The 13683-nt window shown below is 33.6% G+C and carries 8 protein-coding genes; 2 read left to right on the top strand and 6 right to left on the bottom strand.

All coding sequences use genetic code 11. From position 1 onward, the window contains the following. Positions 1 to 217: 217 nt before the first annotated feature. Positions 218 to 916, top strand: a complete 699-nt coding sequence (locus H601_RS0103280) for a hypothetical protein (RefSeq protein WP_026710173.1) — start codon at positions 218 to 220, stop codon at positions 914 to 916. A gap of 72 nt (positions 917 to 988) precedes the next feature. Here the strand turns inward: H601_RS0103280 and H601_RS0103275 are convergent, their stop codons facing one another. Further along, positions 989 to 3775, bottom strand: coding sequence for a helix-turn-helix and ligand-binding sensor domain-containing protein (locus H601_RS0103275; RefSeq protein WP_051220645.1), 2787 nt, complete (start codon positions 3773 to 3775; stop codon positions 989 to 991). A gap of 402 nt (positions 3776 to 4177) precedes the next feature. On the opposite strand from H601_RS0103275, the gene H601_RS16010 reads away from it, so the two are divergent. Next, positions 4178 to 5569, top strand: a complete 1392-nt coding sequence (locus tag H601_RS16010) for a T9SS type A sorting domain-containing protein (RefSeq protein ID WP_026710171.1) — start codon at positions 4178 to 4180, stop codon at positions 5567 to 5569. A 342-nt stretch (positions 5570 to 5911) separates the two neighbouring features. Here the strand turns inward: H601_RS16010 and H601_RS16580 are convergent, their stop codons facing one another. The 5 genes from H601_RS16580 to H601_RS0103245 all read right to left on the bottom strand — a co-directional run bounded on the left by H601_RS16580 (position 5912) and on the right by H601_RS0103245 (position 13670). Further along, positions 5912 to 7612, bottom strand: coding sequence for a family 16 glycosylhydrolase (locus H601_RS16580; RefSeq protein WP_051220644.1), 1701 nt, complete (start codon positions 7610 to 7612; stop codon positions 5912 to 5914). 92 nt (positions 7613 to 7704) lie between these two features. Beyond that, positions 7705 to 8634, bottom strand: coding sequence for a glycoside hydrolase family 17 protein (locus H601_RS0103260; RefSeq protein ID WP_026710170.1), 930 nt, complete (start codon positions 8632 to 8634; stop codon positions 7705 to 7707). Then, entirely contained in the window at positions 8624 to 10960 is a 2337-nt protein-coding gene (locus tag H601_RS15145; protein WP_035655461.1) for an MFS transporter, read from the bottom strand. Before H601_RS15145 ends, H601_RS0103260 begins: the two co-directional genes overlap by 11 nt. A gap of 11 nt (positions 10961 to 10971) precedes the next feature. After that, a complete protein-coding gene (locus H601_RS0103250) occupies positions 10972 to 12450 on the bottom strand; it encodes a glycoside hydrolase family 30 protein (RefSeq protein WP_035655458.1) in 1479 nt (492 codons plus the stop codon). Further along, positions 12447 to 13670, bottom strand: coding sequence for a glycosyl hydrolase family 17 protein (locus tag H601_RS0103245; protein WP_035655456.1), 1224 nt, complete (start codon positions 13668 to 13670; stop codon positions 12447 to 12449). Before H601_RS0103245 ends, H601_RS0103250 begins: the two co-directional genes overlap by 4 nt. Positions 13671 to 13683 lie beyond the last annotated feature (13 nt).

Here is a 13683-nt window from a genome sequence, read left to right as displayed (position 1 = left end):
ATTTTTCCCTAACACCTTCACAAACCCTTCCAGTGGTTTTTTCAAATAAAAAAAGTTTATCTTATATTTGTAAATAGAAGAACTTCATGAATAAGTATCTTAAATTTCATTAGCCTTGAAGGCTTTAACTATAAAGGTACACGAAAGGTTTCATGCAGCAGCAGTAGGAGATTTATAAATCACAATTTAATGAATTCAAGCAAAATCAAAAATTGAAATGGATAATAAATTATTAATTAATTTTTGTCTAGCAATTTTATTTTTTTTCGCCTCTTGCAAAAGAAATGAAGATGTAATTGAGTTAGAAATTTTAAATGAGCAACTAATTACGTACTCTGAAAAATATTATGGTAAAAACGACACATTGAATGTCATAAAATATAAACTATCAAATAAGAGTGAAAATGATTATTTTTTGTATTTGAATAAACATGAAGTTACACCATCAATTACTTTTGACAACCATTCAAAATCATTACTTGTATATGAAAAATCAAACGGGACAGAAGTAAAATATTCGCAAAACTCTGTAGATGACTTTTATAACACTTGTAGTTTGTGTAATATTTCCTATTATAACAAAATCAAAAACAACACTTTATTGAATAAATTGAACAAAAATTATCTCTATCCCAATAAAAACAATCTAATTTTTATTCATTCCGGAGAAACTTTATATCTTGAAAGCTTGGTTAAAATACAAGCATATCTTCCAATTCTTAATGACATAAATGTGGATGTTGCTCATATTGAAAAAAACAAATCATATCATGCTAAAATGATTATGCATCCTTTCAAAAAAGATTTCAATAGTTATGATTGGCAGACTAGAATGAGAATAAAGGAAAATAATTTTAAAATGTATCTACATAAAATTGAATCCAAAAATTTTGTCCCAATTAAAATTATTGATTAAAGTGGTCTATTCAGCAAATTGAATTAAAAAAAGTTAAATAGGCTCAACACCTACCTAAAATCTTAATCACTCCTAAATCGAAAGAATATACTCCACCAAACTTTGTTCATGAGGCAAATCCATTTTTTTGCGGAGGCGGTAACGTTTTATCTCAACGCTACGTACAGAAATATTGAGCAACGGGGCAATTTCCTTAGAGGAGAGATTTAATCGCAAATACGCACACAAACGGAGGTCGTTTGGCGTTAAAGACGGATGATAACTTTTTACTTTTTTAATAAAATCATTGTCGGCTTTGTCAAAGGCTTCTTTAAAGACATTCCACGTGTCGTCTTCTAAAACCGTTTTATTAATCGTGGTAATTAATGTTTTTAAATTCTTATTGGTGTTGGGCTCTGCAGAACTTTTTAAATCTTCTTTAATGATTTTTAACAGCTCATCTTTTTTAATTAAATTCATGGTTGAAACGGCCAACTCTTTATTTTTCTTGTCTACATCTTGAGCCAATTCTTTATTTTTCAGCTTCATGATTTCTTTTTGGGTTTCGAGCTCTTTTAATTCCAAAAGCAAATTGTTTTCCGCGATTATTTTTTGGTGCTTTTTGTTGTAATTGTCTTTGTATAATTTATTGATGTAATAGGCCATTATTAATAACAACAACACATAACACACTATAGCCAAATGACTAAAATACCAAGGCTTTTTGATTTCAAATTGGTAGCTTACAATGTTTTCTGTTTCAGCATTAGACACTTTTGCTTTGACTTTGAAAGTATAGGTGCCGGGTTTTAAATTTTCAAAACTAACTTCAGATTTTGAACTCCATTTGCTCCATTTTTCTTGAAATCCTTCTAAAATGTACTGGTATTCTGAATTGATATAGGCATCATATTGTGGTACACTAAACGAAAATCGAATATTATTTTGATGATGTTTTAAGGATGATTTTTCATTAGTATTAAGCGAAAAAGATTTTCCCTCCAAGGAATTGGCTGTAATTTCAGCAATGGCAACCCTATGTTTGGAATGATTAACGGGTTCATTTCTCAGAATATAATAACCATCTGTTGTTCCAATTAGGTATTCGTTTTTCTTGATTTCATAAATGTTTTCAAAACCTGGCATTGAATTGGTTAAATCGGAAGAAATTGGAATACTGTTTTTGTTTAAATCATCCGACAATTTACTTTTAGAAAAATAATACAAGTAGTTTTTGGTAAACACCCATAAATAATTCGACTTATCCGTAACCATTTTTCCGGTTACATATTCATCATGTTCAAAAACAGCACTCAGTGACGCGGATTTTGCAAAACTCTTTTTGGTCGGTTCATAAATAAAAATTCCTTCTTGACTGGCGTAATAAATTTTATTGTTGAATTTCACTAAACTGGCATTTTTACTTTTTTTAGGATTTTCAAAAACGCTGAATTTGCTCACTCGCGATAAGTTATCTTCAACCATAAGACGATACAAACCTCTGTATTCATGGCTAACCAAAATTTCGTTTTGGTTTACGATTTCAAAAAAGCGACACGAATAATTGAATCCGGGAATTTTTCGTTCATACGTCCAGTTGCCGCTAACTTTGGTTAACAAAGACAAACCGTAATAGTTACCCTGAATTATTTTGTCTTGAAAAGGCTCAAACTTCCATGTTCCGGAGGCGTTATAAATAACATTGCTTTCTCCACCATTAATAATCATTGTACCTAAATCATGACCACAAAAAAGAGTGTTTTCATGCATAAATAAGGACCAAACTTGTCCTTTTGTACCATTTACAAATTGAAAATCTCCTGAATGATTCGTGTTTTTAAAAAACAACCCTTGATTGGTTCCGATATACAGATAATCTTGATAAACAATTGAACTATAAACCGTTCCTAAAACACCGGTATAATTTGCATATTTTTTTACACTGGAGCGAAGATTTAAGCAATCAATTCCATTGTCTAAACCAAGCCATAAATTATGATCAGTATCTTCAAAAAGGGACAAAATAGTGTTGTTACTGATGCCATTTTGTTGAGTAATGTGATATCTGATAGTATTTTCATTGAGAATAAAAATCCCTTTAGAAATGGTTCCCAACGCAATATCACCATTGGATAATTGCAGGGCATCATAAACACTTCCATATTTTAATTGTTCATCTGCAAGCGTTATATATGGCGATAAAATGCCATCAGAAAATTGAAAAATACCATTTTGACGAGTCACTAATATCAATTGATCACGTTTGGTAAAAATCTCAACTATTTTTTTACCATTAAGTTGTTGTTCAGAAATGATTTGTTTACTGGTACCGTTATCTAATTCATAAAGCCCTAAATTGGTTTGAAAAAAGATCTGATTATTGGTTTTATAAACCTTGAAAATTGGACTTTTTGGGTCAATAATTTGAATTTTTTCTGACTTAGTATCGTAGATATAAATGCGTTGGAGAGATTGAAATAATATCCATTTATCATACGAAATAATATCCCAAAATTGTTCATCTTCCAGTAGGTTCAACTTCTTACTGAGTGATTGATAAATTAATTTTTTATGTTCATTTTTAGACCAAAATCCAAAATCCATGTAGGCACCTGTGTAAATCCGTTCACGTTGACAAAAAACAGAACGCATGATACTACTGTTGGGAGAGGGATATAATTTCCATTTTGACCCATTGAATTGAAGAAGACCTTCGTTATTGGCAATAAAAATTTCATTTTCATCATTTTGTGTTATCATCCAGTTTTGAATTCCGGCTTGATAATCTTTAGGAGAATAGTTTGAAATAGGTGGTAGTTCCTGTGCAAAAAGCGTAAAGGAAAACAACACAATAACGATATGAAATGAAATGCTTTTCACAATTTTTTTACTAATTTATAAAAATTTGATGAGATTAAAAGTGTATAGGTAAAAAAAATTTTTGTTCGGTAATATAATTAAAATATTGTAGAGGTAAACAAAATGTAGCTTTGTTGCTATTTATACAAAAAATGATGTTTTAAAAAGGTCAAATAACATTTTGAAAACGTTGTAGTTCGCAAATAAACTATACAAAAACTATACAACATTCTAATTTCAAAAATTTTTCTTTGCCCCTATGAGCTTATGATAACAAATGGAAATGCCTATTTGAATGGTTCTGTAAATGATTTATTCGAAATATTGGTTTGTATAGTTTATATATAGTCACTTAACTGGAATGCTACTCAAGTTATGCGTAAATTTGTGAATATTCATTAATAACTCAAAAAATTATACATTATGAAAAAAATTACTTTTTTATTTCTCCTTTTGACATTTTCAATAGGATATTCTCAAGATCTTCTTTTAGGTTTTGAATCTAGTGAAAGTGGTGGAGTAGCTGGTGATCCATTTGGAAATGGCCCTGCACCAGTTGTTGAGACAGGTACAGGTACAAACACATCGCAAGTGTTAAAAATAGTTGGAAATCCAGCTGGTGAGCCTTGGCAAGGAATCAATTTAAGTTTGACATCTTTGGTAAACTTAACGGCAACACAAACCATGACAATGGATGTGTTTTCAGACACACCTATAACTTTTTTAGTTAAAGTAACCGGTGGTAACGGTGGTCCTGCAATTGTAGCTGCTGAAGCTTCTCACCCAGGAGGAAGTACATGGCAAACGGTTTCTTTTACCTTCAATACTTCATTAGATGGTCAAGCAGCACCTGCAACCGGCGTTTATAGTGGCTTTGTAATTCATACATATTGGGTACAAGGGGGAACAACTTTCTTCCCAAATGGAAATCCAATTCCAAGACCAGAGAGAACATTTTTTGTAGATAATATTAAAGGTCCTCTTGGAACTCCACCTGTAGATCCTGCTCCATTAACTGCAGCTCCAACCCCTCCAAATCGCCCTGCGGCTGATGTTAAATCAATTTTCAGTGATGCTTACACTCCAGTAGCAACACTTGGTTACTCTGGTGGTGATGACAATACATATAATACATCATGGTGTCCTGCTGTAACTTCTTTAGTTCAAATTGAAGGAAACAACACCAATAAAATCACAGGTTTAGGATGTGAGGGAATAGGATTCTTAGCAGGTAGATTTGATGCTGCTGGATTTACACGTTTCCATATGGATATTTGGACAGCCACTCCAACACTTGATAAAAGTTTTAACATTAAATTCTCAAACTGGAACGGCACAACTGGTGAAACTAACGCTTATGAGTACTCTGCTAATAATTCAAATGTGTTAACAAGTGGATCAGAAGGAAGTTGGATTTCAATTGATATTCCTTTTTCTTCATTCAGTTGTATTAACACTCCTCCAGGAAACGCTTGTCCTAGTGTATCTGACTTTGCACAATTTGTTATTACCTCAAATTTAGGTACCGTTTATTATGATAACCTTTATTTACACAAAAATACATTAGGTGTATCCAATTTTGAAGCGGCTAACATTAAAATGTATCCAAATCCTGCTTCAACTTTATTTACACTTGAAGCTCCACAAAATGTTGAAAAAGTTATTGTTCACAATTTATTAGGACAAGAAGTGATTAATTTAACTCCAAATAGCCAACAAACAACTGTAGATATTTCTGCCCTTGAAACCGGAATTTACGTTGTTAAAGTGAGCATTGAAGGAAGAATTTCTACTTCACGTTTAGTGAAAAAATAATCATAAATTGGTTTTAAAACAAAAGGCAGTCTTAAATCGACTGCCTTTTTTATTGGTAAAAATTTTATTTTGAAAACAATAATTTAACGTGAGTTCGATATAAAAACCAAAGAAACATTCACCATTTTACACGAATTACACTAATTAACACGAATTGAAGATGGAATATTATAACAATAAAATCTGATAAATCAGATTTAATTCGTGAAACTTAATTGTTAAAAATTATAATTCGTGTAAATTCGTGCAATTCGTGTCTAAATTTAAATATAATTACGTCGAACTCACTTTAATTTATACTTACACCTTGATTGAAAATGTTTCCTAATAAGCCAATTTATCTTACTTGATAATTATCTTTTTTACTTCTTTTATCAAACCTGAATAAATCATTAACATATAATTCCCCTTTGGTAAGTCTTTCACCTCAATTGTGTTTATATTTTGGTTGGATTGATAAAGTAATCTTCCCATTAAATCGATTATTTCAACTCGATCAATAGTTTTTATTGTGCTGATTTGAACAAAATCCTTAACCGGATTGATAACAGAAAAATGAGCTTGTTTATCCTCAAAATTTGGCACTTCTAACGCACAATTACTTCCCACTACATAAGAGAAATACCTAGTCACTGAAAATCCACCTGCATACGCAAATTTTACCGCATAGTTAATGGTTGCTCCTTGTGTTTGATTAGTAATTGTATAGGTAAATTGATTCCCGGAAACATTTGCCATTTGATACTCTGTAAAAGGAGATTGACGCCATAGAAATGCCACCACTCCTACTTTATCGGTATCTAATAATGTAAATGTTATTTTAACATCGTTTCCAAGTGTTTCAAATTGATAGTTATAGCCCGTAGTAAACGTTCCTTGTTGTGCTTGATTATCAGTGCCTGAACAACCCAAGACAGCTGAAGTAGTTGCATTCAACACTATTGGATTATTTACATAAGCGTTTCCCGTGACATCTGAAGCAGATACAGAAAATGTATAAGCAGTAACTGGTAACAAGTTGGGGATAACTACAGATTTTTCCTCTCCGGAAGCATTGGCAACCGTAATCGAATTGCTTCCATAATTTATCATATAAACGACCGTTCCAGAATTGTCATTCGCATTAAGTAATAATTCTACGGTAGAACTCGTTACTGCTCCTACGGTTGCCGTAAAAGCGGTTGGCGGTTGATTATCCGGTTCTATGTTTTGATATACTCGTACATAATCAATTTCCATAGAAGCTTGCGTAAAAGAAGCCGGAATGTTTCCTGCTACTCCTCCCATGGCAATATTCAGTAACAAATATTGTTCAGCATCAAAAGGCCAAGTGCTGGCATTTTTTACTGCCGGATTATACGTATAAAAAGGAACGCCGTCTAATAAAAATGTAATTTGAAAAGGTGACCAATTCATAGAATATACATGAAAATCATTTCCTAAATTGGAAGCAATTGTCCCGCCATGATTGACTGTATTTCCAAATGAAGAAGGCGTATGAATAGCACTCTGAATATAATTTTGCGGTTGAGAAGGCGTAATTCCATGCTCCACGATGTCAATTTCACCGCAAGCCGGCCAATTGGTATTGCCAAACTGAGGTTGCCAAAAACCGCCGGGTTCATTCACATTTTTACCCAATAACCAAAGTGCAGGCCAAGTACCTTGATTGGTTGGAATCTTTGCCCGAATATCTACTCTTCCATATTTAAAAGCAAACTTTGAATTTAATCTGGCAGAAGTATATTGCTTGGTTACACCTTGATTGGTATAAGGTTCTTTTATCGCCTTAATGGTTAATTTACCATCACTGACATAAGAATTGGTAATTAAGTTGGTGTAATGTTGTACTTCTCCGTTGTACCAACTGCTCCCATTGGGGAGTTGGGTTTGATGATGCCATTTAATCGTATTAACTGCACCGTTATTGTCAAATTCGTCTGACCAGACTAGATTGTTGTACACCACATCAACTTGTGCAAAAACAGTATAAGAATGACAAAAAAAGGTTAGTAAGAAAAGTATTTCTAGGTATTTTTTCATGATAAATAAGTTTGTTTTAAAATTGTGTTGCCTTAAAAAGTGAAACTGATTTACCTTTTTTTCGAGCTCAATTCAATTGCATTTAAGGATAATTATTTTTGGTATTTTAATGCTTCCTCTTTATCCCATAATCCCCAATAAGCTCCCACTGCTCCCTCCGGACCAACTTTCCATGCTTCGTCAAAGGAAGAAAAATAGAACATTTCAATTCCGTTTTCTTTTGACCAGTTTTGAGCATCTATAAAATATTTCATAGCATTTTGAGGGGAAGCGAAAGCCCCTTTTAATGAACCACCTTCACTTGGCCAACCGGTTTCTGTAATAATTACCCGCTTGCCATTGCCTGCATGTTTGGCTGATTCAAACATACTTTTCATGTGCTGAAAGGAATATTCAATTGGGCAACCTTCCCAATAAGGATAACAATTGGTCAAAATAACATCGCAGATTTCGGTAATTCTTGGTCGATGCGAAAATTCATAATACGCATCCACATATCCAACCGGAATATGAGGAATTGCTTCTTTTACTCTTTTGATATATTCAATTAATTGATCTTCGGTTAGATCATTTCGATACATTACTTCGTTTCCAACCGCAGCAATATCTACACAGCCTTCTTTAGCTAACGTAATTAATCCTTCGATTTCTTGCTCGTTAAGTTCTAAATCATTACCCAGCCAAGCCCCTACTAAGGTTTTCATGCCGTTTTCATGAGCGATTCTAGGAACATGCTCATTTCCTTCAATACAGGAAAAGGAACGTACCCATTTTGTGTAAGGCTTTAGAATTTGAATCCGTCTGTTTACTTGTTCTCCGTAAATAATATCGCCGGGCTTTTGATCTTTTTCATACATACTGAAACAAATGCCATGCATACCCATTTCAAGCGTTTTTAACCATAATTTGGACAAATCTTCTTCCGAATATGCTTCCAATTGAATTTCCGGGAAACTTTTTTCTGATGTGCTATATTGCTCTTTTTCATTCAATGAAAAAAAATGACCTTCTCTAAATGACATACGAATCTGTTTTTAATTCAAATTTTAATTTTTCATCTTTATCCCAAATTCCCCAAGCGGCACCAACTGTTCCTTCTTGTTTCACCTTCCATGATTCATCAAAAGAAGAAAAATAGAATAGTTCAATAGCATTATTTTTGGCCCATTCTTGAGTAGTAATAAAATATTTCATAGCGTTTTGTTCAGAAGGAATAGCTTCTTCAACATTTTCGCCTTTACTCGGCCAACCGGTTTCAGCGATAATTACCTTTTTACCCATAGCTACAGCTTGAGTAACTTCCATCATGTTTTTTAAATAAGCCAGTGAATAATCACTATTTGCTCCTTCCCAAAACGGATAAAAATTAACCAATAACACATCACAATTAGCAACTAAATTGGGTTTGTCCAAGAATTGATAATATGCATCTACATAACTTACTGGAACATTAGGAATTGCTTCTTTCACCCGTTTTATATAACCAATTAGTTCTTGCTCTGAAATTTCATTTCGATGTAAAACTTCATTACCAACGGTGGCTATATCTACTAATCCAGCTTTTGCTAAATGTATCAACTTCTGAATTTCCTTTTCATTTCTGTTTTTATCATTGCTAATCCAAGCTCCAACAACTGTTTGTAAGCCTTTTTGACGAGCAATTTCCGGAATTAATTCATTCCCTTCCGTACATGAAAAGGAACGAATCCAATTAGTGTGCGGTGAAATGATGTCTAATCTTCTTTTAATTTGGTTGGCTGACAAAATATCTCCCACGTCTTGACCTTCAATATACGGACTAAAACACAACCCATGAAGTCCTTTTGATAATGTTTCAGAATAAAGCAACTTTAACTCATCTTCGGTTTTTTCTGGAAGTTTATATCCATTTAAGTGTATATTTTGTACTAAAGATTTTAGCTTTCCTGTTTCATAAGAAGATGATTCCATACTTTTTTGTGCTTTTCTCTTGGCAAGTTCAGCACTTATTTCTCTTGCTTTTGCTTCATCAACACTATAATCACTCATTACCCAAATAGCTATCAAAGTACCAATCATTGGAATGGCGGAGAAAAACAATCGCAATTCAAACATGGTTTCATAGGTTTGAGTAGGTGCTCCTGATTTAAAATCAATGAATGACAAAATTAAACCACTCAATAAACCGGCAATCGCTAAACCAAATTTAACCATCCACCAATAAATAGCTCCGAAAATACCTTCTCTGCGTTTTCCGGTGTTCAATTCATCAATGTCAATTACATCTGAAGTCATGGACATCATTAAGGTAAATAAACTCCCAATTCCAAAAGAAATAAAGGGTAATGCAAATAAAAATAAGTAAGGCTTACCTGGCACAAATAAGAATAACAAAGAAACATAACCAATAATTGACAACCCTTGCGACCAAATAAAAGCTTTCTTTTTCCCCATTACTCTCGACATTCTTGCCACGATGGGTATAATTAAGAAAGTGGTAAATAAAGCTCCTACACAACCAAATAAAGTAGGCCAAATACCTTGCCCATCACCATTGAATAAGTAATATTTGATAATGAAAAATGAAAAACCTGCCGTCGTATTAAAAGCATTAAAAATAAAAAAAGTAGCTATACATAATTTTCTAAAGGGAACTATTTGTAATGCTTCTTTAAATCCTTGAATAATCAAGTCAAAACTTCTACTAGCATTTTTTAAATTTAAGGGTTCGTAATTTTCATGTAAAGTTGATTTACTTTTAATGAAAATTCCAGGAATTATAGCAAGTATGGTACAAAATATCGCCGCATAAACAGCCAATGTTCTCGTTGCTTCTTCTGCCGAAGGGAAAAAAGTAACGTCATACATAATCACCCAAAGCCAAGGAGCAAAAACCCAAGCTAATTGTCCAATTAATTGCGAGGTGGCCATGATGCTGGTTCTTTCATGAAAATCATCGCTCATTTCATATCCCATCGCAACAAAAGGCACACTAAAAATAGTTATCCCTAAGTAGAAAAATAGAGAAACAATCATAAAATAGTAAAAATTGTAATTTACAGAATCATCTGCATACAACTGCCACATAAACGCAAATGAAATACCGGTAATCAAAGCTCCAATAATTACATACTGCCTTCTTCGCCCCCATTTCGATTTGGTATTATCGGTAATGAAACCCATAATTGGGTCTGTAATGGCATCAAACAACTTAGGCACAAAATAAATCGCACTAAGCATCCAACCCGGAAATCCTAATTTGTCAATTAATATCACAATAAAAATTCCAAGCATAGCCGGAAACAATTGATTGGCAAGCATACCAAGACCAAATGCTAGTTTTTGACTAAATGGTACCGTATTTTGCATAATGTATATTTTTATTTAATTACAACTGTTTGCAATGCTTTTGCCGGAATTGTAATAGTGGTTAGTTTCTCATTTAGCTTAATTTCAACAGCATATTTCTTATCAGAAGGATTAAAAATCGCAACCGCAATTGTTCCATCCGGATTTTTTACTGCTGTTGTCATCACCTCTTTATTATTTATTTCACAACCTATTTTAACGGCACCAGGACGCATGAATTTGCTGAAATGTGCCATCACATAGTACAAGGGGGTAAAATAAACCTCATCTTTTTCAGGATCCACAATAACCGGTGCTGTACACCAATTTTTAAACCAATTTGGGCCACCTTGACGGTCTAAAACCATGTTCCAATCGATCCAACCGTCAACCCAATTATTTAAACAGCCGATCATATCGGTTGCGTAGCGATTCACCGGTGCATATTTTGGGTGTAAATGTTTGTCTTTTTCACTTGCCCAATCCCAACCCCAATCGGTGGCTTCTTTTTTCCAGTACCACGCATCATCTTGCCAATGTGGAACTTCAGCATCAATACAACCTTCCGTTTCAATTAAATATTTATTGGGTGCTTTTTGGTGTGCATATTGTAGGGCATCAGGAAAAAAGTCGTACGTACTTTCATACCAATGAATGGCAGTTCCGTCAAAGTATTTTGAAGTTGCTTCGTTTTTATACATCGCATCTACCCATTCCGGTAAACCGGCTCTATTTTGGTCGTAACCGAAAATTTTTACTTCTCCCCATCCGTCTTTTTCTAATTTTGGTCCGAGATGATTTTGCACAAACAAAGTCATTTCTTCCGGAGAAAAATGAGTGCTTTCCCAATTATTTCCGTTTCCGTGCGGTTCATTAATGACCGTAACACCCCAAATATCAATACCTTCTTTTTTATAAGCCTCTAAATATTTTGAAAAATACAACGCAAATGCATCGTTGAATTCCGGTAATAATTTTCCGCCAACATAATGTTTATTATCTTTCATCCAAGGCGGACAAGACCAAGGCGATGATATGATTTTAAACCCGTCTTTTGATATTGCTTTTGCTTCTAAAATCATTGGGATTAAATCATCTTTGTCGTCATCAATAGTGAAATGTTCCATTAACAAATCATTTTCCACTTTTGCATACGTATAATTGCTTAAGGAAAAATCGCAAGAGGCAATATGTGTTCGGGTTAACGAATAGTTTGCTCCTTCTTCACCAAAATAAGCCTCCAAAACTTTCTTTCTGTTTTCTTTACTCAATCGATTGAGTAAATAGGCAGAAGCTTCTGTAAAAGAGCCTCCAAAACCTGTAATGGTTTGAAATTTTTCTTCCGGATTGATGCTGATTTGAATTGTATTCTCTGCCTTTTCAAACGATTCTAAACGGGTTAATTTATTTCCGGCAGCAGATGTTTCATATACTTCTATTTCCATTTCTTTTTCAGATTGGCAACTTATGATGCTCAAAAGCAAAATCGCTATGTAATGGTAATTCCTCATTGTGTTAATGTTGCTTGATGCAATTTTGCTGGTAATTGCACATTTTTTAAAAGTTCACTTTCATTCCCTCCGAATGTTTTGGTAATGGGTTTTCCATCACGAGTTAACCCTTTGAAAATTCCTTTATCCACCATATCCCAAAGAGCATATTTTGCTTCTGATTGTAAATTGATTAATCCAAAATGATTTTCAGAACCTTCAGGATGTTGAGCGTCTTTCCATGATTCATCAAACGCTTCAAAATAAAAACAACTCATTTTATTTTGGTCACACCACTTTGTGATCATTTTATAATAAATTGCCGATTTATATTCATCTGTTGCTTTAGAACCATTTTTACCATAAAAATGATGACAACTAGTTGCCCAACCGGTTTCGCCAATATGAATGGTTTTTTCTACACCAATTGATTGCATGTATTTTTGAACGGCTTCCACTTGATTGATGGCATAATCTCTGGCCCGTAACATCGCTTTTTCAATCTGTTGTTTCTCAGAAAGTGATTGTTCTTCCTCAAGTATTCCCCAAAAAGCAGGATTATAATGGGTGTCATGCATCGGATAGGTATGCACTGAAATATAATCTACAGCTTTAATTAATTCATTTAAAGCATTCGTATGATAATCCGGAGTTCCTCCGCCCCAAGAAGCAAAATTATCAGAGCTGGTAATCCACAACTCTTTTGGAAGTTTTCCTGATTTCTTTAACGCTTGTAAATGATTCACCCATTTTAAAATCACTTCGGGTTGAACGTAATAACTCGTTGCCCATTTTACCATTGCTTCGTTTCCAACAGCAATAATTTTGATAATATCAGGATACAATTGTGTCAATCGAACGGCTTCTGCAATTTCTTTTTCATTGCGTTCACTTTCCTGAAAATGGTCAACCGGTTGATTGGTCCAAGCATTTTTGCAATCTATCCAAGCTCCGAGCATTACATACATTTCAAATTCCGGTTGTTCTTTTTGTAATGCTGTAATTGCTTTTAAAATCACTTCAACCTCAGGCAAATGAACATTATACGTTCGAATGATTTTGATATTCATAGCCGATAATATGCTCAAATCTTCTTTTACTTGTTCTAAAGTTGGCGTGATTTCTCTTGTATTTTGACGATAACCACTATAACAAATAGCTTGAAAATTTGGATTGCCTAAAATTTCAGCGGCGGTTTTGCTTTTTGGCGAATGGGAAGAATGACACGAAACTAAACTCATGAGAAAAAGAAAT

The organism is Flavobacterium filum DSM 17961, from assembly GCF_000425465.1.
GTDB classification, from domain to species: domain Bacteria; phylum Bacteroidota; class Bacteroidia; order Flavobacteriales; family Flavobacteriaceae; genus Flavobacterium; species Flavobacterium filum.
This window is presented reverse-complemented; position numbering and strand designations above follow the sequence as displayed.

Bases quoted from the DNA above. Each gene is read 5' to 3' on its own strand.
- H601_RS0103280 (WP_026710173.1), top strand. From the start codon at position 218: ATGGATAATAAATTATTAATTAATTTTTGTCTAGCAATTTTATTTTTT.
- H601_RS16010 (WP_026710171.1), top strand. From the start codon at position 4,178: ATGAAAAAAATTACTTTTTTATTTCTCCTTTTGACATTTTCAATAGGA.
- H601_RS16580 (WP_051220644.1), bottom strand. From the start codon at position 7,612: ATGAAAAAATACCTAGAAATACTTTTCTTACTAACCTTTTTTTGTCAT.
- H601_RS0103260 (WP_026710170.1), bottom strand. From the start codon at position 8,634: ATGTCATTTAGAGAAGGTCATTTTTTTTCATTGAATGAAAAAGAGCAA.
- H601_RS15145 (WP_035655461.1), bottom strand. From the start codon at position 10,960: ATGCAAAATACGGTACCATTTAGTCAAAAACTAGCATTTGGTCTTGGT.
- H601_RS0103250 (WP_035655458.1), bottom strand. From the start codon at position 12,450: ATGAGGAATTACCATTACATAGCGATTTTGCTTTTGAGCATCATAAGT.
- H601_RS0103245 (WP_035655456.1), bottom strand. From the start codon at position 13,670: ATGAGTTTAGTTTCGTGTCATTCTTCCCATTCGCCAAAAAGCAAAACC.